Raw genomic sequence first — 24,393 nt, 5'->3', positions numbered from 1 at the left:
CATTTGCGTAATCATTTAGGAATTAATTTTTGATGAGTATTAAAACGTGGCAGCAAGAGCATGATGACTTTAATCATCGATTAGCAAAGTATGGTGTAAAACCATCATTATCGCTTAGCAGTCCTAATGGCATTGCACAAATAGCACATGCACAATTTGATGCATTTGAACAAATTCAAGAGCCTAGTTCTCGTTTTATGATTAATTTATGCACTTCAGGTGTAAGTAAGTTTGGACGTTTTTCAAATGAGGCGAACTTAGAAGGAGTTATTCGAACAGGAGATGTTTTGATTGCATTGCCCAATTCTAAATCAGAAATATATTGTTCAGGCACATCTATGTTAGGCATTGCTATAGATCTTTCTTCCCTAGAGGAGAATCTTAATGAAAAGTTTATTATTGAAGATTTTATGTCTGCGGCATCAGTGTTTCATAAAGATCCTTTATTAACCTCTGTGTTAACGGCTTTATGGCGTGATGCTGAAGTTAATGGGTTAACTAGTGCGTTTTTTGAGCACGGCTTACTTATTGTTTTAAAGCAGCTAGCTAATTATCGAGCTAAAAAAACCGTTACCCAATTAGTTAAACCTCTTTCTGATAAGCTGCTAAAGCGTGCACTTGAGTATATTAATAGTCAAATTTATTCAGATATTCGTGTTAGTGCTCTTGCTAAATATGTCAATTTAGATATTCGTACATTTACTCGTTCTTTTCGAAGTGCTACTGGTTATGCACCTTTTGAGTACATTACTATGCGGAGAATGGTAATTGCTAAAGACCTATTACTTAAGGGGTATAGTGTTACTGAAACGTCAATGATTGTTGGTTATTCAAATCCCAGTAAATTTTCTGCAGCCTTTAGGCGTTTAAATGGCAGTGCGCCTAAAACTTGGTCAATGCTAAATAAATAACAGTAATTTTTAAGCGTTTTTTTGTATATATTTTTTGATCAAGAACATATGTCACTATGCCATGTTGTCACTATACCTTTGCCATTTCTTTTTGATTTATACATTGCTTCATCAGCATATTTAAGTAATTTATTTGGCTCTTCAGTATGATCCGGAAAGAGGCTAACACCAATGCTCAGTGTTACGTTACAGTTGTTCTTATCTAGTAAATAGGGTTTATTACATTTCGTTAGTATACTTTGTGCTATAGACTCTGCATCTTCTAACCTATTTAATTCTTGTACAAGAATTATAAACTCATCACCACCTATTCGGTAAATAGAATCTTGTTTTCTTACGCTACTTGTTAATCGTTCCGATAATAATTGTAGTAGTTTGTCGCCTATGTCATGACCATGAGTGTCATTGACACTTTTAAAGCCATCTAAATCAATGAAAAGTAATGCTAATTTACTATTTGATTTTTTATGTGAAGGTATCAAATTTTTTAAATTTTCAAATAGTTTTTTTCGGTTATACAGACCTGTGAGAGGGTCTGTAATACCAGTAGTTCGGTGTCCGTCTATGGTCCGATATAACCAATATAATAGTATTAAGAGTATAACTATTATTATTACCAATATAGCCGTAAACATGAGCACTTTAGTTTGAATGGTTTGATGAACCATGTCTGCTTCTACATAGATAGACGATAACTCATCAAAGAGGTTTGTTGATAGAGCTTCATATTCAGGATTATAAAAAGCCTCCCTAGCTTTGTGAGATAATAACACTTGCTCTTTTAAAAGCTCTAAATGTTGGTTAACTTTGAAAATAGCCTCATTTTGCTCCAAAGTACATTGTTGGCATTCAGCCGGCTTTTTTTGTTCTTTAAGATGAATATTTTGATTTGACGCAATTAAAGTTGTTAGCCTGTGCTGTGCGTAAGTCAGAAACCTAAGAATATTTTCGTCATTTTGATATTGAGAATGTAGAAAAAACAATAAAGTATCTAAAAATTTTAAAGAATTTCTAGTAACAGCAACTTCTGATAAGTAGTCGTTCATACTCTGTTTTTTCATCGATGATAAAATAACTAGGTCGGCTGTAGATTCTTGAATTGATTTTTTAAAATTGGCGGTTTTATTTAGAAATAGCATCATTTCTTTTTCATATTTTACCGCGGCACTGTTGACTAAATCAAAGTGAGGAATGTTATCACTGTGAATTCTATTCAATTCGATATCCCACTCAGCATTAGCAGACTTTAATTCTACTAATTGAAGAATGCTATCTTGTATTTCCATAGTGTTTTTGAGATTACTATATCGATGGTAAGCACCGTAAATAGCTAAGATAAGAGAAAAAGATAAAATAATGAGGACAAATATTAATTTAGTTTTTTTCATGCATATCACTCCATAATACTATCGAGTGACTTTAAAAAATCAGCGATTTGATCAATTTCTGTATCTGTTAGTTTTTGTCCAAGTTGATGCTTGGCCATTATTTCAATTGCTTTTTTTAGTGATTTAACCGTACCATCGCTAAAGTAAGGAGCTGTTTTTGCAACATTTCTCAATGAAGGAACACGTAATTTCTCCGTTTTGTATTGACCAATAATACCTTTGTAAGGAAGAACTACGCCAAGTTCTTGAAAAATATTTCCGCCAACGTTGGCTCCTTGATGACACGATGCACAGCCATAATCTTTAAAGTTATTATAGCCTTGTTTGGCTGATAAGCTTATTGCATCATTATCACCTAAAAGAAATTCATCAAACTTTGAAGGCAAAATTAAGTTGCTTTCATAGTATAAAATGGCATCGATAATATTTTCTTTTGAAATACCGTAGTTATAAATAGAGGAGAATAGTTTTGAATATAACTGATCTTTTTTAAATGCGGGTATTACAAATGCCCAATCTGTACCCATTACATCAGGCTTTTGAAGTATCATTTCTAGTTGAGGCTTTAATTGGCTATATTCACCTTTCCATCCAATATAATAATTTTTACTGACATTTAAAATGGTAGGAGAATTAAACGCTAGATTAACAGGCTTTTTTAAACCATCAGCTCCACCTAATGCTAAGTTATGGCAGGAATGGCAAGACCTATCCTGATTCTTGGATAACCTTGTATCTACAAATAATAATTTACCGAGCTCAAATTTTTTATTGTTGAGATGCTTTTTTTTTAAAATAGGTAGAATTGGCTCACTAGCAAGAGACTGAAAAGCAATAGAGGCTAGAACCACAATCACAATAAGCTTTGTGAAATATGATTTTAAATAAAAATAGGTCAAGGCGTGAGTTCTTAATAAATTATTTAATTGAGTAAGTATGCTATATATATTGATTTTTTCAAGCTTATTAGTGCTTAAGTAAATATAACTCAAAACTTTATTAGTTACTTATCTCAATAAATAGGTAAACAATATGTTTAGAGTCGTTAGTTCTATTTGTGATTGCTATTAAGCATCAGGTTTACTATTAATAATTTGGGCTTTAATTTTTTGCAATAAATACGTTTCACGCTGAATGGATAGCCCTTGCTTTTCATCATTTTTCATGGTCTCTTTATTATGCTTAATAGCTTCATCTATTGAAACCCAGCGTACTTGCATACCATTATTTACTTCATAATCTTCTAATTTATTTTCGCCTAATTGGTCTGCTATCTCACAGACATAACAATATGAAAGCATATGCATAATAGTACAGTTTGGAAAGTGTTTTTGGCTATTATGTGGGCGATACTCTTCGTATAAGCCAAAAGGGTTTATGTTGTTTATCTCTAATGCACCGGTTTCTTCACTTAACTCTCGCTTTAAACCATCAATTAAAGCTTCACCTTGGTCAACACCGCCACCAGGTAATGAGTAATCGTTATAACGCTCAGTAAACATTAATAATATTTTTTTGTCTTTTATGACTATTGCTCTGGTGGCAATTCGAGTAAAGCTTTTAGGGTGAGCAGGTGTTAAGTTTTGTTCTTCAATAGCATGATGAACAACTCGTTTTAATAAATGCATAAAATCTCTAAATGGTTTTTCAAATGGTTACATTATAAATATTCATGTTTAAAAGATTGCTATTGTACTTGCTTAGCTAGGAAATGTTGTTAATTTTTTACGACGTACTGCCATTATATTATTATGTCTAAATTGTTTTGATTAATAATGTTGATACAATTTGATGGTATAAGCCCATTGAAAAAACATTAGCTAGTAAAAGTATGAGGAAATAAAATGACAACAGATAATATATCCGTAATGAATAACCTTCCTATACTTTATTCCCTTAGAAACTGTCCGTATGCTATGCGAGCCAGAATAGCCGTATTTAAATCCAAGCAACCTATTGAATTACGCGATATTGTGTTAAGTAATAAACCCGATGAAATGCTCCTAGTATCGCCTAAAGGTACTGTGCCTGTTTTGGTGTTAGATAAAAAAGTACCAACCGTAATCGATGAAAGTTTAGATATTATGTTGTGGGCTTTAAAGCAGAGTGATCCTGACGATCTTTTGCATAACCAACAAGTTAATACAGGTACGAATAAGCTGGACGAAATGCTTAGGTTAATTGCTATTTTCGATCAGGAATTTAAGACGAAGCTCGAAGCATATCGATGCGCTAAACGGTATCACGAAGATAATATTACTGAATGCCGATATGCCTGTGAAAATCACCTAAAAATGATAGAAGAGCGGTTAAATTGTCATGCATTTATTATGTCTGATAAAGAGAGTTTAGCAGATATCGCGTTGTTACCTTTTATACGGCAGTTTGCCAGAGTAGAGCGTCAATGGTATTTACAAGCGCCTTATCCCAAAATCCGACAATGGCTTAACCATTATTTACAAAGTCCGATGTTTTCAAAAGTTATGTTTAAGTATCCGCTATGGCTAGATAATGATGAGACTGTTGTTTTTGGTTAATATCTGATACTGGGTAGCGCATTACTTTCGTTATTCTCTGACTTGACGTGATCATAATTTCCTACTCGTCACTACGTAGGTCATTGTGCTTGTCATTTCGTTGGTTACATAATACGAAATCTCCTGAGTTTATCTGTATGCGCATAGGATCCTGAGTCAAGTTCAAAGTGACTATTCATATATCTTATGGCTAATAGATATGAGTTTTTATTTAAATTTTACGAGCATTAAGATAGATTAACTCCAATTATAATAACATCAATTAGGGAATTTTATGAAACTAGCCTCTTTAGCACTGCACCATGGATATGACTCTGAAACCACAACCAAGGCTGCAACAACACCTATATATCAAACAACTTCTTATACTTTTGATAGCACACAACACGGTGCTGATTTATTTGACTTAAAAGTTCCAGGTAATATATATACGCGTATTATGAATCCAACAACGGATGTATTGGAACAACGCGTTTCTCAAATGGAAGGTGGTATTGCAGGGTTAGCTGTTGCTTCGGGTATGTCGGCAATTACCTATGCTATTCAAGCTATTACATCAGCAGGTGATAATATTATCAGTACTAGTCAGCTTTATGGTGGTACTTATAATTTATTCGCACATACCTTGCCAAGACAAGGCATAGAAGTAAAGTTTGCTTCAGGTGATGATTTAGCTTCATTTGATAACTTAATTGATGAGAATACAAAAGCCGTTTTTTGTGAATCTATTGGTAACCCAGCGGGTAATATTATCGATCTTGAAGGACTCGCTAAAATTGCACACAAACATGGTGTGCCGTTAATTGTTGATAATACCGTTGCAAGTCCAGCTTTGTGTCGTCCGTTTGAGCATGGTGCGGATATTGTTGTTCACTCATTAACTAAATATATTGGTGGTCACGGTACAACTATTGGCGGCATTATTGTTGACTCAGGAAAATTTGATTGGGTTGCAAATAAAAATAGATTTCCAATGTTAAATGAACCAGATCCTTCATATCATGATGTTGTTTATACTGAAGCATTAGGCGCAGCAGCATATATTGGTCGTTGTCGTGTAGTACCACTTAGAAATACAGGTGCTGCTTTATCACCACATAGTTCATTTTTGATCATGCAAGGTCTTGAAACTTTATGCTTACGCATGGAGCGCCATTGTGAAAATGCACTTAAGGTCGCTAAATATCTGAGCAACCATGAAAAAGTAAATTGGGTTAATTATGCTGCTTTACCTGAAAGTCCTTATAATGCACTTTGCCAAACTGTTACTAATGGTCAAGCGTCAGGTATCTTAAGTTTTGGTATTAAAGGTGGTAGTGAAGCTGGTGGGCGATTTATCGATGCTCTTGGTATGATTTTACGCTTAGTCAACATTGGTGATGCAAAATCACTTGCGTGTCACCCTGCATCGACGACACATCGACAGTTAAATGACAAAGAGCTTAAATCTGCGGGTGTTTCTGAAGATCTTGTTAGAATATCTGTGGGTATTGAACATATTGACGATATTATTGCCGATATTGAACAAGCGTTAGCAAAAGCTTAAGTAATGTAATCGAGCATATTGTATGAATGTGATAGCGCTTATAGGTTGATAGCCGTTATACTATAAGCACTTTCACTATTTTTACAGCTCTGGGCAAATTAATGATAAATAATGACCTTCTTCGTCGTATCAGTACGATTTTAAATTTTAATGATGAAAAAATACTTGTCGTATTTGCGCTAGGGGAATGTGTTCTTACCCAAGAACAGTTAGCCGATTTTTTCAAAGAGAAAAATGACAGTGCTTATCAAGTACTCTCTGATAGCGAATTAGCAAGCTTTTTAAATGGTTTAATCACTGAGAAAAGAGGTGCTAAGGACGATACGCCTCAACGTCAAGCTGAGCAAGTATTAACAAATAATGCTATTTTTAATAAGCTAAAAATAGCCTTTGGACTTAAAGCTGATGATGTTATTAATATTCTTGAATTAGCCGGTTTAAGCTTAGGTAAATATGAGCTAAGTGCTTTTTTTAGAAATGTAAACCATAAGCACTACAGAGACTGCAGTGATGATGTACTTTCAACTTTTCTAAATGGGTTAAAAATACAAGCACAACAATAGTTTGCTAACCTCTCTTTAATAAGCGATTTTACGTTGTAGTCGCTTTATTTATTCTAATTAACACAGTTTACTCTTCTGGATCTACATGTCATTTTCAACCCTTGGATTATCTGAACCCATTTTAAAAGCTGTTGCTGATTTAGCTTATACAGAGCCTACTGCTATTCAAAAGCAAGCAATACCAGTTGTCTTGTCTGGTAAAGACCTTATTGCTGGCGCGCAAACAGGTACAGGTAAAACTGCGAGCTTTGTTTTGCCTCTTTTAGAGCAGTTACATACAAAAAAAATAAATACAGATCGTAAGTTGCGTGGCAAACGTATACGTGCACTTATATTGGTTCCTACACGTGAATTAGCGGTGCAAGTTGAAGCAAGTATTAGCTCATATAGTAAATATTTAACGTTAAGTTCTATGGCTATGTATGGTGGTGTTGATGCCGTACCACAAAAGCAACGACTAATATGGGGAGTTGATATTATTGTTGCGACACCTGGCCGATTATTAGATATGACACATCAACGTGCTTTACATTTTGATGAGCTTGAAATGTTAGTATTAGATGAAGCTGATAGAATGCTTGATATGGGGTTTATTGATGACATTAATAAAATTATTGAGCGCTTACCTACACAACGTCAAAATTTATTGTTTTCTGCTACTATTTCAGATGAAGTACGTGCCTTAGCTAAAAGAACTATTAATCACCCGGTAGAAATCTCTATCGCTCAAAACAGTGCTTCAAAGCCCAAAATAGCGCAATGGTTGGTAACTACCGATAAAGGTAATAAATCGGCATTATTAAGTCATTTAATAAAAAGTTTGCAATGGCAGCAGGCGCTTATTTTTATTGAAACAAAACATGGGGCTGCTAAATTGGTAAGTCAGTTAGAAAAACGTGACATAAAAGCAGAAGCTATCCATAGTGGAAGAACACAAGCCGTTCGTGAACAAATATGGCATGATTTTAAATCAGGGAAAATTAAATACTTAGTTGCAACAGGCATTGCTGCACGTGGTCTTGATATTGGCGCACTTGAGCGTGTAGTGAATTATGATCTGCCTGACAATGTTGATGATTATATTCATCGAATAGGTAGAACAGGTCGAGCTGGAGCATCTGGAGAAGCAGTATCTTTTGTTTCCAAAGATAACTTTAGAAACTTATGTGCTATTGAAAGTAGGCTAGGCCATGTGATTAATCGGAAAGAATTTGAAGGCTTTGATGTCAAAAAAGTCGTTCCCGTTTCTATTTTGAATTATATACCTAAAAGTAAGCGGAGCTAAGCATAAACGTACCTAAGTATAAATACACCTAAATAAGGTACTCAATAAAGATTTTCAATAAGTTAACGTAACGAATAAATGGCCCTAAAACTCATTTAATTAAGGAAGCTATATGAATAAAGCATTTGATAATAAACGAATATCAATTTTATTAGCCGTATTAGTTTTAGTGCTTACACTCGTTATCACCCTTTATTCACACGAACCAAAGCGACCTAACTTTGAAGAATACGCTGCCGGTACGGAGAGAAAATCAGCTTTTTTTAATTACTTTAATCCGCTTATTGATGAAAAGAATGTCACTATAAAAAAGACAAGAAAGCAGTTACTTTTATGGTCAGAAAATAGAAATAATATCAGTTGGTGGGATAAGCGAAAAATTGCCGATATAGCAATTCAGTACAGAGTCACAGACGCCACTATTGACGATGATATTTTTTGGCAAAAACTACTTAAGCGTGTTGATGTATTACCGCCATCACTTGTCTTAGCACAGGCAGCTAATGAAAGTGCGTGGGGAACCTCAAGGTTTGCTCAACTCGGTAATAATTTTTTTGGTCAATGGTGTTTTGAAAAAGGTTGTGGACTTATTCCTAATAAAAGAGACTCTGGTAAGAGCCATGAAGTTGCTGCTTTTGACTCACCTCAACAGTCACTTGAAAGCTATATGAATAATTTAAATAGCCATCCTGCATATCAGTCATTACGAAATATACGGGCACAACAAAGAGCTGACAAGCAGCCGATAACAGGGCTTGTTTTAGCTGAAGGTTTAAGTCGTTATTCTGAGCGCGGGATGGAATATATAACAGAGCTACGCGCCATGATTAAATTTAATAAACTGACTCAATATGATCAAAGCCAAGATATTCAGTAACATTTAAGCAATATTCTTCTCGGGTTATGTATGGGCTAACAAAGATGGTTCATGCTAAACTATTTCACCTTCACCGAATTTGGTTTAATGATCAAATTAGATGTTTTAACGCACTTTTTAAATAAAAGTTTTAATACACACTTTACTATAGAAACAATACTATGATTATGTCGCTCATACGCTGGCCAATTGGTCGCCTTATTTTATTACTAAATTTTATTTTTTCACCAAAATCACCAAAAAGAACCGTTGAAGAACAGAAAAAAGTTGATGAGAATACTAAAAATTTAAGTTTGTACCAACTACCTAGTTGTCCTTTTTGTGTAAAAGTACGCCGTACAATTAAGCGTGAAGGTTTGAATATAGAATTGCGTAACATTAACCAAAAAAATGATTACCGCGAAGAGCTTATTCGTGAGGGGGGCAAACGTACTGTGCCTTGTTTGCGTATTGAGAAAAATAATGGTGAAGTACAGTGGCTTTATGAATCAAGTGATGTCATTACGCATTTACAACAGTTAGTAAAAACAGCATAGTTTTTCTTTTAATAATAATATCTCTCAGTTTAAGCAGTAAATGATTGTTTAAAAATTTAGTCAGTAATCGAGATAATTGAAATTATTTCTGCTATATCAGTGTCTACTATTTCATGTGCTTTAATATGAACCATTAGATACTGATATGCTGATTAATATCCCGACAAAAAATACCCTTAAAGATTGCAACGTTACCGATGAATCGGTATATCTTGAACGTCGAAGTTTATTGAAAAAAATGGGGTTTCTAGGTGCGAGTGCAGTAATGAGCTCTGCCATTACCTCTACAGCGCAAGCGGGCTTTTTTTCAGATGATGATAAAGAGAAGGTGAAGTTTCAAACCAAAGCGCTTAATTTCAGTAAAGACTCAACAAATGAGCACCTGCTTAGAACACCTGAAAATAAGGTGATTTCACATAATAATTTTTATGAATTTGGCGCTCAAAAGGATCAACCTTTAGCGCTATCACAAGGCTTTGATGTTGCCCCTTGGCAGTTAAAAATATCAGGCGAATGTGATAATCCAATAACGCTTGATTATGACAACTTAACTAACATGTTTCCTTTAGAAGAACGTATTTACCGTTTGCGTTGTGTTGAAGCCTGGTCAATGGTTATTCCTTGGATTGGTTTTTCTTTAGCTGGTTTACTTAAAAAAGTAGCGCCTAATTCTCGTGCTAAGTATGTGGCTTTTGAAACGTTGCATGACCCTAAACAGATGCCTGGGCAAGCAGACAGACGTTTAGGTGGTGGTCTTATTTTCCCTTATGTAGAAGCTTTACGTATAGATGAAGCGATGAATGCCTTAACGTTAATGAGCGTAGGCTTATATGGTAAAACACTGCCTCCGCAAAATGGTGCACCTATTCGTTTGGTTGTTCCGTGGAAGTATGGGTTTAAAAGTATTAAATCAATTGTTGGCATTAAATTACTTGAGCATAAGCCGCCAACCACATGGAATAAACTGGCACCAAAAGAATATGGTTTTTACGCTAATGTTAACCCTAATCATGATCACCCAAGGTGGAGCCAAGCGAGTGAACGTAGTATAACAACGGGAGGACTTTTTTCGCGTAATCGTGTTGCAACACTACCTTTTAATGGTTATGGCGAAGAAGTTGCTGATCTTTATAAAGGTATGGATTTATCAAAAAACTTTTAATGTAAATGATGTCTTTCTACAAACATAAGCTGTTTAGATAATATGAAAAATGATACTAAAGTGTTTTTATTAAAAGTACTTATTCACTTAGGTGCTTTGATACCATTAGTTAATTTATATTTTTTAGCTTTTAATGATAAATTAGGGGCAGATCCAGTTGAAAGTGTTATTCATTTTACTGGTATAGGAGCGTTTAATTTATTGTTAATAACGTTAAGTGTTACGCCAATCGCTCAATTAACTAAACAAGGTTATTTGTTGAACGTTAGACGCTTACTTGGGCTTTATGCTTATACTTATGCTTTATTCCACTTAGTTAACTTTTTATCTTTTGAAATACAATTTGATGGCGCATTATTTATTAGTGAAGTATGGAAACGTCCATATATTACCATTGGTATGGCGGCTTTCTTTTTATTAACCGCGTTAAGTATTACATCTATAAATAAGTTAAAACGTAAAATGGGTAAATCATGGCAACAGCTACATAATGTGAGCTATATCATCATTTTATTGGTAGCAATCCATTTTTACTGGTCGGTTAAGTCAGAATTAACATCGCCTTTGTTCTATTTTGCTATGGCAATTATGTTACTGTTATTTAGATATAAAAAAATCAAACGGTTATTCTTATCGACGTTTAACTAAGTTTAACTGACTTAGTTTTACCTAGGTTTTATTGATCCATTTAAATATTGATTCATTAAATATTGATTCATTAAATATTAAGAATGCTCCTCAGTAAACTATCTCAATTTTTATACCATTGGTCGTAATTCTGTCTCAAACACGCTACTTATAGCGCTAAGGGCTTGTCGTTACTGGTCAAACATAATATTCTTTTTAGGTCTAAACTATTCTATTTAACCCCAGATCGGGTTGTTTAATATCAAAGTAAAAATAATTTTCTTATATATTTTAGCTAGGAAAAACTTTTCGATACTACTTGAATAGCCATGAAAAATAATAATAGCTGTTATTTACCTAAAGGAATAAACATGAAAAAAATACCTTTTAAGCTGAGTTTAGCTTTGACCGCAGTGTCACTTACTTTGACTGCGTGTTCACCCAACGAAAAACAAGATGATAAAGTCACGATAAATAAAAACCCATTCCCAAGTACATACAAAGTATTACCACAACAAAACACCTTATTTACTAATGCCACTGTATTAAATGGTATTGGTGAACGTATGGATAATGCAGATGTTCTTATTATTGATGGTAAAATTAAACAAGTTGGTGTTGATTTAACGGCAACCAATGTAGAAGTTATTGACGCGCAAGGTAAATGGATAACCCCTGGTATTATTGATGTGCATTCTCATTTAGGTGTATACCCAAGCCCTAGTGTTGAATCACACTCTGATGGTAATGAAATGACCTCGCCTAATACCTCTGAGGTTTGGGCTGAACATAGTGTTTGGCCACAAGATCCTGGTTTTGAAGCAGCTAGAGAAGGTGGCATAACTACATTACAAATTTTACCTGGCTCAGCCAATTTATTTGGTGGCCGTGGCGTAACTCTACGAAATGTTCCTGGTCATACTATGCAAGCGATGAAGTTTGCTGATGCTCCTTACGGTTTGAAAATGGCGTGCGGAGAAAATCCTAAGCGTGTTTATGGTAGCAGAAAGCAAATGCCTTCAACGCGTATGGGAAATGTTGCTGGTTATCGAGCAGCTTGGGCTGAAGCAACTGAATATAAACGCGCATGGGCTAAATATAATAGTGATTATGACGCAGGTAAAAATCCTGAAGCGCCGAAAAGAGACCTAGAATTAGATACTTTAATGGGCGTACTTGACGGTGAAATTCTTGTGCATAATCATTGTTATAAAGCAGAAGAAATGGCTGTAATGGTCGACATAGCTAAAGAGTTTAACTATGACTCTGGTACTTTTCATCATGCGGTAGAAGCTTACAAAATTGCAGACGAGTTAGCTGAAAATGGAAATTGTGTTGCCATGTGGCCTGACTGGTGGGGCTTTAAAATGGAAGCCTATGATATGGTTGATGAAAACGTAGCAATTGTTGATGCTGTGAAAAATTCATGCGCTATTGTTCATTCGGATTCTGAAACGACAATTCAACGATTAAACCAAGAAGCCGGCAAGGTGTTATATCGTGCTATTGATAATGGTTTTAATCTAAAAGAAGAAGATGCAATTAAATGGATTACAGCTAATGCAGCAAAATCGTTAGGTATTAATGATAAAACCGGTAGCTTAGAAATCGGCAAAAATGCAGATGTAGTTTTATGGAATACTAATCCCTTTAGTGTTTATGCACGTGCTGAACAAGTTTTTGTTGATGGCGCAAAAGTGTACGATCGTTTCGATGAAAAATATCAAGCGAAAAGTGATTTTCTTTTAGGGCAAGAGTAGGGGATAACTAATGAAAAATATTCAACAAAAAAAACAAACATTTATTTTACGTTCATTAGTAACAGCATCTCTTACCGTATTAGCGTTAACGAGTACTGCAGTAAATGCTAAAATCACGGCTATTACTAATGCCACTGTTCATACGGTAGCAAGCCAAGGAATTTTAGAGCAAGCCACTGTTATTATTGATGAAGGAGTCATTACTCAAGTTTATGAAAATGAGAATAGGCCTGAAAATATTGCAGCAGATGAAGTCATTGACGCCAAGGGAAGAGTATTAACCCCAGGTTTTATTGGAACCATGAATTCTTTAGGCTTAGTTGAAGTTGGCGCTGTATCAAGAACACGTGATGGTAGGGATGAAAAGGCAGATATCACCTTTGACGCTAGCTTAGCATTCAACCCTAAATCAACTTTAATTCCTTATACCCGTAAAGGTGGGATCACGAGTAATATATCGGCACCCGTTGGCGGAGAAGGTCTGTTTGCAGGTCAAACATTTGCTGTTAACTTATCGGGTGATTTTTCGAGTATTATTGAAAAGCAAAATGCTGTTATTATTTATTTAGGCTCAGAAAGGAAAGGCTCTAGAGCACAAAAGTTACAAGCGCTAGATTATAAGTTTGCTGATGCTAAAAAAGCGTTAGCGAAGCAAAAAAATCAAACAGCGAAAGAGAAAAAAGAAGCGAAAGAGCCAAACCGTGATGAATTAGTTGTTAATGCTTTATTGGCGGGAGAAAAGCCATTATTAGCTTATGCTGACAGAGCAACTGACTTACTAGCTTTACTTACCTTGAAGAAAAAATATGGTATTGATTTAGTGTTGGTTGGTGCGAGTGATGCTGTACTTGTTGCCAAAGAAATAGCAGCAGCGGACGTACCGGTTATTTTAAGCTCAATTGATAATTTACCGAGTAGTTTTGACTCATTGCACGTTTCTTTAGCTAACATGGGAATATTAGCTAAAGCAGGCGTTAAGATTATTTTAGCACCTAAAGGTGAAAGTCATAATATTAATCAATTACGCTTTGATGCTGGTATTGCCGTTGCTAATGGCTTACCAAAAGCTGATGCTATTGCTTCGCTTACGGCTAATGTAGCTGATGTATTTAAACTTAACTCAGGTCGTATCGAAGTAGGAAAAAATGCTGATTTAGTATTATGGAGTGGTGATCCTTTGGAGTTAAGCACCAAAGTAGATTTTATGTGGATTAATGGTAAACCTGTTTCCACTCAATCACGTCAAGATGCTTTACGTGATCGTTATACTGAAAAAGGTATTATGCCAAAAGCTTATTATCAATAACACGTATTAAATTTTTATGAAAGGCGAACAATTTTGTTCGCCTTTTTTATTGGTAAATTGCGCTATTATTTTTATTCAAATCATATAATTTAACGATAAATTTCACTCTGTGTTAAAATTATGACGTATTTATGATAATTAAAAGTTGAATTTAGCTACATTAAAGAAAAATTTTAATTACTTTATTTCAATCACTTAAGGAAAAAATACATTTTAAATTAAATTATTTTTAGAATTTGACTAGCTAAATTTAAAAATAAGCGTTATGGTTTTAGTCGCCTTATGACAGCGTTGTCATGATTTATGACAGCGCTGTCGTAATATGAAAATAAAATATTTATATTACTGTATTAAAAAGATAGAGAGCTTCGATATAGTTTATTTCAGATAAGCTTGTGAAATTTATCAATAGTTCGCTGATACAAGAAAATTGAAATTAATTAAATAAAACAAAAATGAGTAAGGGAAATCTATGTCATCTAAAATATTTAAAAAAGGCGTGTTAGCTAGTTCAATCGCTTTAATCTTAGCTAGTGGTACTGCACCAATGGTAATGGCTGCAGAAGAAGTTACAGATAAAGAAATGGAAGTAATTAAAGTAACTGGTATTCGTGGTTCATTAAAAGCATCATTAAACGGTAAACGTTTTTCTGACGCCGTAGTTGATGTTGTATCAGCAGAAGATGTTGGTAAATTTCCAGATAGCGATGTTGGTGAGTCTTTAGCTCGAATTCCAGGGGTAGCAGTGTCCCGTCAGTTTGGCCAAGGTCAACAAGTCTCTATTCGTGGAGCCTCAGCACAGTTAACACGTACTTTATTAAATGGCCACTCAGTTGCATCTACTGGTTGGTATGATCAACAAGCGATTGACCGTAGTTTCAATTACTCTATGCTTCCTTCTGAAATTGTTGGTGGTCTAGAAGTTTATAAGTCCTCTCAAGCTGATTTAGTTGAAGGTGGTATTGGTGGTACGGTGATCGTTAAAACCCGTAAACCACTAGATTTAGACTCAAATACAGCTTTTTTAAGTATTAAAGGTGACTACGGAACGGTTTCTGAAGCTCTTGACCCTGAACTATCTGGTTTATACAGCTGGAAAAATGATGATGAATCATTTGGTGTTTTAGTTGCGGCTTCTTATTCTGAAACTGACTATCAACGTAATGGCATAGAGTCGTTACTAGGTTGGGGAGAAATTGTTCCAACAACTTTCCAACAAGAACGTGAACGTACAGCGGTAAACGTAGCTTTTCAATATAGACCAACGGACAATTTAGAGTTTGGTTTAAATATAATGTCATTAGACTTAGAAGCTGATAATGCTAATACCTCTGTATTTACCATGTTTCCTGATGATAAAGATGCAGCTTGTGAGCAAACAAATGCTGCTGGCGCATGTACTTTTTATCGTCGACCAGGTACCGGTGCTGACTCAGGTTGGGCACAAACTTGGGCACGTGAAACAGGCATGACTTCTGAAACTGTTGATCTTGATTTTAAGTATGAAGCGGATGCCTACACGCTATCTGGTCGTGTTGGTTCTACCAAAGCTGAAGGTGGTACTGATTTAACAGCAAACTATGGTACATGGTTAGGTACTGCTGAAGATTATGCTGGTACATATGATGCTACTGGTAAAGTTATTGCTATTGATATTGCCAGAAAAAGTTTTACAGCTGATGACTTCCAAGGTGAATTAGCATCGGCAAGTTGGGCACTTAAAACACAGCCTAACTCTGACGAAGAAACTTATGTGAATTTAGATTTAGAAGTTCCTGTTGAACTTGGTGTTATTTCTGCTATTAAAACAGGCTTCCGTTACGCTGATCATAGTGTTAAGCAGCAAACGCTTAACGCCATTGCTCCAGACATTGTCGGACAAGATGCCTCAGCATTTTATTCAGGTACTATTTCTGCAGGCGCTGGTTTTACTCTACCAGAACCAAACTTATCAGCTATGCTAAGCGACTCTAAGTCTTTTATTACTGGTTATGAAGAAGATAGAGCAGGATATGGAACTGTTGACGAAGAAAATGTTGCGATATATGCAATGGCTGACTTTAGTACCGACGGTATCCGAGGAAACCTAGGCCTTCGTTACATCACAACTGATGCATCTTCTGATCATTATGCACTTAGCTCTACAGGAGTTAGAGATACTAATTTAACAAATGAATCAGCAAGTTATAATGAACTGTTACCAAGTATTAACGTAGTAATGGATTTAGCCGACGATATCATTTTACGTACATCGGCAGCACAAGTTATCTCTCGTCCAAATTATTCAGATATGTTTGCTACACAAGCATTAACTGGTTATCACGACGGTATAGCTGCTAATGAAGTTCAAAATACAGGTAATGTTAGTTTAAGCCCTTTCAAGGCATTCCAAGCAGATATTGGTGTTGAGTGGTATTTCAGTGATGATGCTATGTTAAGTGTTACTTACTTTACTAAAGAAGTTAGTTCTTTTATTTCATCTCAGCAAACACTTAATAACTCTATTGGTATTATTGATAATGACTCTGCTGCTATTGGTCTTAATTGTGGCGGTGCTGACGGTGACTGTTGGACGGTAAGTAAATCTGTTAATGGCGCTGGTGGTTCAATTGAAGGGATAGAAATTCAAATTCAAGATGCGTTTGATAATGGCTTTGGTTATTCAGCTAACTACACTTATGCCGATGCAGAATCTCCAGGTGAAAACTACCCTGATGAAGTGAGTGTTTTTTCTGACTCGTCTAAGCATACTGTTAACTTAGTTGGTTTTTATGAAAATGATGACTTCTCTGCACGTATTGCTTATAACTGGCGCTCTGAGTACATGATGCGTGAATTACCTGGTTTTTACGGTAACAGAGAGCATCAAGATTACGGTTCTTTAGATTTTAGTGGCTCTTATGCAGCAACCGACTATATCGATATTACTTTTGAAGCGGTTAACATTACCGAAGAAGACAGTATTCAAATTGGTGTTGCGAGTTTAGATGCTAGTGTTACTGATGAATTTAAAGCGGGTTACCCTGCTTGGAGTTTTGAAGGTGAAGCTCGTTATAAAGTGGGTGTTAGCATACGCTTTTAATAAGTAGCTAATATTAGTTAATATTGCGAAAGCCCAGCAAATGCTGGGTTTTTCATTATTTAATGACGTTACTTTGTTTACTTATCTTTCATACTCTTGGCAAATAAATGCCGTCGACTATTTGAATTAAGTTACTTTATTCTAATAGTGAACATTTATTGTAGAGTAGTAAGTTAGTATTTATCTAGTACGTCATTGTAATGAGCATCAAACAAATTTTATGGATTAGAAACATGAATCAAAAAACACTACCAAAGATGCGTTTATCAACATTTGTTGCTTTGTCATTGAGCTTATTTCTTTTAGGTTGTGAAAATAGTAACCAAAAACCAAATCAGACTATAGAATCTGTTGTGCCCAAAGCATTACCCGACGCTAAACAAAGCGATATTGATAATATTGCCAACAATCTTGACGTCAAATACCGAGTGATCAGTAATGTGCCAACACAATATTGTGATGCTAATGTTAGTGATGGTGCCTGTTTTGAAGTAGAGTTAAGTTTTACTGCAAAAGAGCCTATCGATACTAAAGGATGGTCGATCTATTTCAGTCAGATTTCTCCGGTCCAATCATCGATAAGTGATGAGTTTAGTGTTACGCATATAAATGGTGATTTACATAAAATTACTTTGTTAAACAATTTTTCAGGCTTTAAAGCTAATGAAACGAAAAAAGTAACTTTTAGAGCTAATTTCTGGATGCTATCAGAAACCGATGCGCTACCAAATTATCTGGTTACGTCGTTAGGTTTACAAGCTAGGGTCATTACCAGTACTAAACCGATAACAGACCAAGAAACTAAATTAGAAGTATTACCTTTTATTGTGCCTTTTACCGATGAAATTACTCAATTTAAACGCAGCAGTGGTGATAGCACACGATGGTTAACAAGCCAAAGTTTATATAAGCGTAATGCTCAAGGAGTCGCTGATTTAGCGGAAGAGCTGCCGACAATTTCTCAAGCAATCATACCAACACCTAAATCAGTTCGCTTTGATGAAAACAATACTTTGGTTAATGTGGCTGAAGGAATTAATGTTGATTATTTAAATGTAGTCCCTAAGGCAGTGGATGCGGCGTTAAAGCATTTATCAATGCTAGGTCTTAAGCAAAACAATCAGGGCTACCCTGTTACATTAAAAGTGGAGCCAGATAATACTAAAGCAATCGGTAGCTATAAACTATCTGTTAATAGCAAAGAAATTAGTATCATTGGTGTTGATGAGAATGGTGTTTTTAATGGCTTACAGTCACTTGCAAGCTTGTATACCATAGGGCATAAAACCTTGCCTGTTGTTGAAGTAGATGATGAGCCACATTATGCTTTTCGAGGTATGTTGGTTGATGTTGCACGTAACTTCCATTCTAAAGAATTTATTCTAACGTTATTAGATCAAATGGCGGCTTATAAGTTAAATAAACTACATTTACACCTTGGGGATGATGAAGGTTGGCGTCTAGAAATTCCAAGTTTACCTGAACTTACTGAGCTATCAAGTAAACGCTGTTTCGATACACAAGAGCAAACATGTTTGATATCGCAGTTAGGTGCTGGTGTAGATAGTGAGTCATCGATTAATGGTTTTTATAGTGTAAGTGATTATCAAGAGATTTTAAAAGCAGCGACGGCAAGACATATTCAAGTAATTCCTTCACTAGATATGCCGGGACATTCACGTGCGGCGATGAAGGCTATGGCTGCTCGATATAATAAGTATCAGGCACTTGAGGAAACTGAAAAAGCAACACAATTCTTGCTTGATGACTTCGAAGATAAGACGGAATATTCGTCAGTGCAGTTTTATAATGATAATACGCTTAATGTTTGTCTTGAATCGACATACGATTTTATATTGGAAGTAATGACGCAAGTAAAACAAATTCATAGTGAGGCTGGACAACCATTAACTCGTTACCATATTGGTGCTGATGAAACTGCAGGTGCATGGCTTGAATCGCCTGCATGTAAAGCGTTTGTGGCAAAAAATGACCAAGGCGTTTCAAAGATGAGTGATCTTGGCGCTTACTTTATTGAACGAGTTGCTGGTATTTTATTAAGTCTTGATATTGAAGTAGCAGGTTGGAGTGACGGGATGGAACATACCCGTAAGGAAAATATGCCTGCTATAGTACAAGCTAATTCTTGGGATGTGCTTTTTTGGGAAGGGCATAAAAAAGTACATGCTTTAGCAAACCGTGATTGGCAAGTCGTGCTTTCTTCTCCTGATGTTTTATATTTTGACTTTCCATATGAGGCTGATCCAAAAGAACACGGTTATTACTGGGCATCTCGTCATACCAACACAGAGAAAGTTTTTCAATTTATGCCTGATAACTTACCAGCTCATGCAGAGTTTTGGTTGGACAGAGAAGACAATAGTTATGTTGCTGATGATACCAAGTCGAAACTAGCTAAAGGACAAACCTTTTTAGGCATTCAAGGTCAACTTTGGAGTGAAAATACACGTAGTGATGAAGTTGCAGAACATAAAATATATCCACGTTTAATCGCTTTAGCAGAACGCGCTTGGCATCTACCTAGCTGGGCAATACCATATAATTATGATGGCGCTATATACAGTCAAACGACAGGCTTATTTACAACAGATATGAAAAAATCTCGAGATGATGACTGGCGTTTATTTGCACAAGTTTTAGGTCAAAAAGAGCTTCCTAAGTTAGAGTTAGCTGGAGTAGATTATCGCTTGCCAACAGTAGGTGCTGTAATTGAAGATGGGGTACTAAAAGCTAATATCGCTTTTCCAGGGCTTATTATTGAATATCAAATAAATAATACTGAAAGTGGACCGTCAATTTGGCACACGTATACAGCACCAGTTAAAGTAACTGGGGCGGTATCTGTTCGTAGTCGTGCTATTAATGGTTTAAGAACAGGGCGCATTACTAAAGTTACTAAGTAATGATTTTTATATTATCGATAAAGATGAAAAACAATAATTTTTTCGTCTTTATCGATAATTAATTCTTTATATTTCTTTTAATATCAGGATGTTATATTTTTTCGTTAACTAAAATATTGGTAAATATTAATAATTAATGAAAAAATAAATGACAACGCTGTCATCTAAAGGTAAGATAAATGAATAAATCAATTTAATTTAATTCTTTTTATATTGCTTATTTATTAGAAGTAGCACTAACAATACGAAAGCAAGATATTGAATAATTGAGAAAAATTTTGAGGTTAGTATGCTCACAAGCTGTGACAATAACAAAGCGCTATTTCTAGGAATAGACGGTGGTGGAAGCAAGTGTAAAGCCATTGTAATGAATGAAAACAATGAAATTCTGGGAACAGGAATTTCTGGACCAGGCAACCCTCTACATGGAATAGGGCAAGCAACTGATTCAATTACAGAGTCTGCACTGTTGGCATTAAAAGATGCAGGATTAACACATATTAACTTAAGCGAAATTTATGCTGGCGTTGGTTTAGCAGGGGTTAATTTACCTATTCAGTTTAAGAAAATGCAAGAATGGCAAAGCCCATTTAAAGGCTTATTTTTAGCGCACGATTTACTTATTGCTTGTTTAGGTGCTCATCATAGTAGTAATGGTGCGGTCATCATTTCAGGTACAGGCTCTTGTGGATTTTCATGTATTGATGACCAAGAAGTTATCATTGGTGGGCATGGTTTTCCTCAAGGTGACATTGGTAGTGGTGCTTGGTTTGGGTTACAAGCAGTGAAGCAAGTATTACTTTCTCTTGATGGTATTGCTGAATATTCAATAATGAATGATGTGTTATTAGCAAAATTACATTGTGCTGATGCGACATCTATCGTTGAAAAAGTAGCGGGAAAAAAAGCAACTTATTTTGCTCAACTAGCAAATTTAGTGTTTGATGCTGCAGAGCAGGGCGATAATATTGCTATTGCAATTGTCACAGAGGGTGCCGAATACATTAATAGTATTGCTCGTGTGTTATTAACTAAAATGCCCGCGCGTATATCAATGCTTGGCGGTTTAACAATACGGTTGAAACCTTGGCTTGATAAAAATTTGCAAGAAAAATTAGCCGAGCCATTAAGTCCTCCAGAAGTTGGAGCTGTATTGTTTGCCCGTAAAGAGCTAGCAATGCAACAAAGCTTAAGTGTAGTTCAAAGTGCGTAGTTGAGCTAGAAACGAGTCGATAACTAGCATAGGCACACTAGAAATATTTAAGGATTAACATTAAATGACACAACTTAGATTTCACGCCAAACGTTTATTTGATGGTCAGCAATTTATTGATGATCAAGTATTAACCATTACTAATGGTGTTATTAGCGCGATAGATCAAAATATTAATGATGTAGATATTGTAGCATCAGATTTAGTTGTGCCAGGGTTTATTGATTTACAAGTTAATGGTGGAGGTGGCGCTTTATTTAACGACTCTCCTTCTGTTGAGAAGCTTGAAATTATTATGTCAGCTCATGCAAAGTTTGGTACCACAGCAATGATGCCAACGTTAATCACTGACAAAGTAGACGTGATGACGCAAGCAGCTGATGCTATATCAGAAGCAATAACCAAGAAAATACCAGGCATAGTGGGTATTCACTTCGAAGGCCCTCATTTATCCTTAGCCAAAAAAGGCACTCACAGTGGTGACCTTATTCGTCCAATTTCTGATGCTGAATGGCAAATATTATCACGAAAAGACATGGGGCAAGTGATGGTTACTTTAGCCCCAGAGACTGTTTCTGCAAAAGATATAGCGCGCATGGTTGAACTAGGTATTAAAGTTTGTTTAGGACACACTAATGCAGACTTTTGTACAGCGCAAAAAGCGGTTGATGCTGGCGCAACTGGTTTTACGCATTTGTTTAATGCTATGTCACCATTACAAGGTCGAGAGCCAGGAGTCGTGGGTTGCGCCTTGTTAAATGATAATACTCAATGTGGTTTAATTGTTGATGGTCATCATGTTGATTATGCAAGTTGTAAGTTAGCGATTAAAACTAAACCTGCCGGAGGAATATTTTTAGTCACAGATGCAATGCCACCTGCTGGAACTAATATGACAGAATTCCCTTTATATGACAGAACGGTTTATGTAGACAAGGGCAAGTTAACGTCAACTACCGGTGAATTAGCAGGCTCATCTTTAGATATGGCTACAGCAGTAAAAAATACACATTTAGGTTTGAATATTCCTCTAGGTGAATCAATACGTATGGCGAGTTTATATCCAGCACAATACTTGTATGAAAATCAAAATATTATTCGTGGGGAGTTAAAGGTAGGGATGCAGGCAGATATGGTTGTTTTAAAAGAAGATTTCACTGTTTTATCTACTTGGATTGCTGGAGAAAAAGTTTAATTAATAGCGATAAAATTTATTTGAGTAGTAAATAAAAATAATTAAAAAGTTAGTGTTATTTTAATCGCTAACATACTAAAAAAGAGGAAGTTAGAGAAATGTCATTACCTATAAATGAACAAGAGCAATCAAATAACTCAAAGAGTAATGTGTTACCTATGGCAATAGTTGCAGGGCTATTCTTTATCTTAGGTTTTGCTACTTGGTTAAACGGCTCGTTAATGCCTTACCTTAAACAAATATTACAGTTATCACCTTTTCAAGCATCTTTGATCTTATTCTCTTTTTACATCGCAGTAACTTTTACCGCACTACCGTCTGCTGCCATTATTCGTAAAGTTGGCTATAAAAACGGTATGGCATTAGGGATGGCGACTATGATGGCTGCAGGCTTATTATTCATCCCTGCAGCTAAAACACAAATATTTGCTTTGTTTCTCTTAGCTCAATTAGTAATGGGAGCAGGTCAAACCTTATTACAAACAGCTGTTAATCCTTATGTTGTTCGCCTTGGATCTGAAGAATCAGCTGCGGCACGTATTTCTGTTATGGGCATCTTAAATAAAGGTGCAGGTGTTGTTGCTCCTATTGTTTTTACCGCGCTTATTTTAAGTGGTTTTGGTGATACGGCTAATACTGAATTAACCGCAATAGAAATTGATGGTATGGCTGATGCGCTAGTCATGCCGTATTTGGGCATGGCTTTATTTATTGGTTTATTAGGATTTGCTGTTAAAAAATCGCCATTACCTGAGCTAGAAAGAGAAGTAGATGAAGGTGATAACAAAGGACAGCTAAAAGAAGCGCTGTCTCATCCTAACTTAGCGCTAGGTGTATTAGCATTATTTTTCTATGTGGCTGTTGAGGTCATTGCAGGTGATACCATTGGAACGTTTGCGTTATCGTTAGGTGTTAAAAATTATAGTGTGATGACGTCATATACTATGGGGTGCATGGTTGTTGGTTACATTTTAGGTATTATTTTAATACCTCGTTTTATTTCGCAACAAACAGCATTAACTATTTCTGCGCTACTTGGTGTATTACTGAGCTTAGGTGTTGTTTTTGGTGATAATAATTCATTTGTTATCGCTAATGGGCTTTCATTTATTTTAGGTGAAGCACAATTCCCAGATACACTGATCCTAATAGCATTTCTTGGTCTAGCTAATGCGATTGTTTGGCCAGCAGTATTTCCTTTAGCTTTATCTGGCATGGGTAAGCTAACTAGTATTGGTTCAGCACTATTAGTTATGGGGATTTCAGGTGGCGCATTTGGTCCTTTATTTTGGGGACTGGCAAGCGGCACTTCTATGGGGCAACAAGGCGGGTATATTGTGATGTTACCTTGTTATTTATTTATTCTATTTTATGCCGTAAAAGGCTGCAAAATGAAAAGTTGGAAGTAGTTAGATACATAATTACGACTAACGAAAGAATTACGAATATTGGTACTTCCTTCTAGCCAGTATTTGTAAAAA

General features: G+C 35.6%; 19 protein-coding genes. 16 read left to right on the top strand and 3 right to left on the bottom strand.

The annotated features are described in order from the left end of the window. Positions 1 to 32 precede the first annotated feature (32 nt). On the top strand, positions 33 to 911 hold the full coding sequence (locus Q4503_RS14765) for an AraC family transcriptional regulator (protein WP_215971448.1): 879 nt from the start codon (positions 33 to 35) through the stop codon (positions 909 to 911). 38 nt (positions 912 to 949) lie between these two features. Here the strand turns inward: Q4503_RS14765 and Q4503_RS14760 are convergent, their stop codons facing one another. The 3 genes from Q4503_RS14760 to Q4503_RS14750 all read right to left on the bottom strand — a co-directional run bounded on the left by Q4503_RS14760 (position 950) and on the right by Q4503_RS14750 (position 3,927). Beyond that, the gene (locus tag Q4503_RS14760) at positions 950 to 2,299 is read right to left on the bottom strand and encodes a GGDEF domain-containing protein (RefSeq protein ID WP_215971447.1); all 1,350 of its coding nucleotides are present in this window, start codon (positions 2,297 to 2,299) and stop codon (positions 950 to 952) included. A 5-nt stretch (positions 2,300 to 2,304) separates the two neighbouring features. Further along, complete coding sequence (locus Q4503_RS14755) at positions 2,305 to 3,291, bottom strand: cytochrome-c peroxidase (RefSeq protein WP_215971446.1); 987 nt, start codon at positions 3,289 to 3,291, stop codon at positions 2,305 to 2,307. A gap of 75 nt (positions 3,292 to 3,366) precedes the next feature. After that, positions 3,367 to 3,927 carry an NUDIX domain-containing protein gene (locus Q4503_RS14750; RefSeq protein WP_215971445.1) on the bottom strand — a complete coding sequence of 187 codons (561 nt, stop codon included), beginning with the start codon at positions 3,925 to 3,927 and terminating at the stop codon, positions 3,367 to 3,369. 216 nt (positions 3,928 to 4,143) lie between these two features. Between Q4503_RS14750 and Q4503_RS14745 the strand changes: the two genes are divergently transcribed. The 15 genes from Q4503_RS14745 to nagP all read left to right on the top strand — a co-directional run bounded on the left by Q4503_RS14745 (position 4,144) and on the right by nagP (position 24,321). After that, a complete protein-coding gene (locus Q4503_RS14745; RefSeq protein WP_252727324.1) occupies positions 4,144 to 4,836 on the top strand; it encodes a glutathione S-transferase in 693 nt (230 codons plus the stop codon). Positions 4,837 to 5,110: 274 nt separating this feature from the next. Then, positions 5,111 to 6,382, top strand: a complete 1,272-nt coding sequence (locus Q4503_RS14740) for an O-acetylhomoserine aminocarboxypropyltransferase/cysteine synthase family protein (protein WP_303602733.1) — start codon at positions 5,111 to 5,113, stop codon at positions 6,380 to 6,382. A 101-nt stretch (positions 6,383 to 6,483) separates the two neighbouring features. Beyond that, the gene (locus Q4503_RS14735; protein ID WP_303602732.1) at positions 6,484 to 6,945 is read left to right on the top strand and encodes a DUF1456 family protein; all 462 of its coding nucleotides are present in this window, start codon (positions 6,484 to 6,486) and stop codon (positions 6,943 to 6,945) included. Positions 6,946 to 7,030: 85 nt separating this feature from the next. Beyond that, positions 7,031 to 8,230: a DEAD/DEAH box helicase gene (locus tag Q4503_RS14730; protein ID WP_303602731.1), complete on the top strand. Its 1,200-nt coding sequence runs from the start codon at positions 7,031 to 7,033 to the stop codon at positions 8,228 to 8,230. Positions 8,231 to 8,342: 112 nt separating this feature from the next. Continuing rightward, positions 8,343 to 9,107, top strand: coding sequence for a glucosaminidase domain-containing protein (locus tag Q4503_RS14725; RefSeq protein ID WP_303602730.1), 765 nt, complete (start codon positions 8,343 to 8,345; stop codon positions 9,105 to 9,107). 167 nt (positions 9,108 to 9,274) lie between these two features. Continuing rightward, a complete protein-coding gene (locus tag Q4503_RS14720) occupies positions 9,275 to 9,643 on the top strand; it encodes a glutaredoxin (RefSeq protein ID WP_159822533.1) in 369 nt (122 codons plus the stop codon). A 145-nt stretch (positions 9,644 to 9,788) separates the two neighbouring features. Continuing rightward, complete coding sequence (gene msrP, locus Q4503_RS14715) at positions 9,789 to 10,805, top strand: protein-methionine-sulfoxide reductase catalytic subunit MsrP (protein WP_303602729.1); 1,017 nt, start codon at positions 9,789 to 9,791, stop codon at positions 10,803 to 10,805. Positions 10,806 to 10,847: 42 nt separating this feature from the next. Beyond that, complete coding sequence (gene msrQ / locus Q4503_RS14710; protein WP_303602728.1) at positions 10,848 to 11,453, top strand: protein-methionine-sulfoxide reductase heme-binding subunit MsrQ; 606 nt, start codon at positions 10,848 to 10,850, stop codon at positions 11,451 to 11,453. A gap of 350 nt (positions 11,454 to 11,803) precedes the next feature. After that, positions 11,804 to 13,192: an amidohydrolase gene (locus Q4503_RS14705; RefSeq protein ID WP_303602727.1), complete on the top strand. Its 1,389-nt coding sequence runs from the start codon at positions 11,804 to 11,806 to the stop codon at positions 13,190 to 13,192. A gap of 10 nt (positions 13,193 to 13,202) precedes the next feature. After that, positions 13,203 to 14,498: an amidohydrolase family protein gene (locus Q4503_RS14700; protein WP_303602726.1), complete on the top strand. Its 1,296-nt coding sequence runs from the start codon at positions 13,203 to 13,205 to the stop codon at positions 14,496 to 14,498. Positions 14,499 to 14,970: 472 nt separating this feature from the next. Next, positions 14,971 to 17,580: a TonB-dependent receptor gene (locus Q4503_RS14695; RefSeq protein WP_303602725.1), complete on the top strand. Its 2,610-nt coding sequence runs from the start codon at positions 14,971 to 14,973 to the stop codon at positions 17,578 to 17,580. Between the two features lie 233 nt (positions 17,581 to 17,813). Next, a complete protein-coding gene (locus tag Q4503_RS14690; protein WP_303602724.1) occupies positions 17,814 to 20,504 on the top strand; it encodes a family 20 glycosylhydrolase in 2,691 nt (896 codons plus the stop codon). Between the two features lie 289 nt (positions 20,505 to 20,793). Then, the gene (gene nagK / locus Q4503_RS14685; RefSeq protein WP_303602723.1) at positions 20,794 to 21,717 is read left to right on the top strand and encodes an N-acetylglucosamine kinase; all 924 of its coding nucleotides are present in this window, start codon (positions 20,794 to 20,796) and stop codon (positions 21,715 to 21,717) included. A gap of 64 nt (positions 21,718 to 21,781) precedes the next feature. Continuing rightward, the gene (gene nagA, locus Q4503_RS14680; RefSeq protein ID WP_303602722.1) at positions 21,782 to 22,912 is read left to right on the top strand and encodes an N-acetylglucosamine-6-phosphate deacetylase; all 1,131 of its coding nucleotides are present in this window, start codon (positions 21,782 to 21,784) and stop codon (positions 22,910 to 22,912) included. Between the two features lie 98 nt (positions 22,913 to 23,010). Then, positions 23,011 to 24,321, top strand: a complete 1,311-nt coding sequence (gene nagP, locus Q4503_RS14675; RefSeq protein WP_303602721.1) for an N-acetylglucosamine MFS transporter NagP — start codon at positions 23,011 to 23,013, stop codon at positions 24,319 to 24,321. Positions 24,322 to 24,393 lie beyond the last annotated feature (72 nt).

This window comes from Colwellia sp. 6_MG-2023 (assembly GCF_030547765.1).
Lineage (GTDB): Bacteria > Pseudomonadota > Gammaproteobacteria > Enterobacterales > Alteromonadaceae > Colwellia.
Note: the sequence above shows the minus strand (reverse complement) of the source record. Positions and strands in the feature narration are given on the sequence as shown.

Bases quoted from the DNA above. Each gene is read 5' to 3' on its own strand.
- Q4503_RS14765 (WP_215971448.1), top strand. From the start codon at position 33: ATGAGTATTAAAACGTGGCAGCAAGAGCATGATGACTTTAATCATCGA.
- Q4503_RS14760 (WP_215971447.1), bottom strand. From the start codon at position 2,299: ATGAAAAAAACTAAATTAATATTTGTCCTCATTATTTTATCTTTTTCT.
- Q4503_RS14750 (WP_215971445.1), bottom strand. From the start codon at position 3,927: ATGCATTTATTAAAACGAGTTGTTCATCATGCTATTGAAGAACAAAAC.
- Q4503_RS14745 (WP_252727324.1), top strand. From the start codon at position 4,144: ATGACAACAGATAATATATCCGTAATGAATAACCTTCCTATACTTTAT.
- Q4503_RS14740 (WP_303602733.1), top strand. From the start codon at position 5,111: ATGAAACTAGCCTCTTTAGCACTGCACCATGGATATGACTCTGAAACC.
- Q4503_RS14735 (WP_303602732.1), top strand. From the start codon at position 6,484: ATGATAAATAATGACCTTCTTCGTCGTATCAGTACGATTTTAAATTTT.
- Q4503_RS14730 (WP_303602731.1), top strand. From the start codon at position 7,031: ATGTCATTTTCAACCCTTGGATTATCTGAACCCATTTTAAAAGCTGTT.
- Q4503_RS14725 (WP_303602730.1), top strand. From the start codon at position 8,343: ATGAATAAAGCATTTGATAATAAACGAATATCAATTTTATTAGCCGTA.
- Q4503_RS14720 (WP_159822533.1), top strand. From the start codon at position 9,275: ATGTCGCTCATACGCTGGCCAATTGGTCGCCTTATTTTATTACTAAAT.
- msrP (WP_303602729.1), top strand. From the start codon at position 9,789: ATGCTGATTAATATCCCGACAAAAAATACCCTTAAAGATTGCAACGTT.
- msrQ (WP_303602728.1), top strand. From the start codon at position 10,848: ATGAAAAATGATACTAAAGTGTTTTTATTAAAAGTACTTATTCACTTA.
- Q4503_RS14705 (WP_303602727.1), top strand. From the start codon at position 11,804: ATGAAAAAAATACCTTTTAAGCTGAGTTTAGCTTTGACCGCAGTGTCA.
- Q4503_RS14700 (WP_303602726.1), top strand. From the start codon at position 13,203: ATGAAAAATATTCAACAAAAAAAACAAACATTTATTTTACGTTCATTA.
- Q4503_RS14695 (WP_303602725.1), top strand. From the start codon at position 14,971: ATGTCATCTAAAATATTTAAAAAAGGCGTGTTAGCTAGTTCAATCGCT.
- Q4503_RS14690 (WP_303602724.1), top strand. From the start codon at position 17,814: ATGAATCAAAAAACACTACCAAAGATGCGTTTATCAACATTTGTTGCT.
- nagK (WP_303602723.1), top strand. From the start codon at position 20,794: ATGCTCACAAGCTGTGACAATAACAAAGCGCTATTTCTAGGAATAGAC.
- nagA (WP_303602722.1), top strand. From the start codon at position 21,782: ATGACACAACTTAGATTTCACGCCAAACGTTTATTTGATGGTCAGCAA.
- nagP (WP_303602721.1), top strand. From the start codon at position 23,011: ATGTCATTACCTATAAATGAACAAGAGCAATCAAATAACTCAAAGAGT.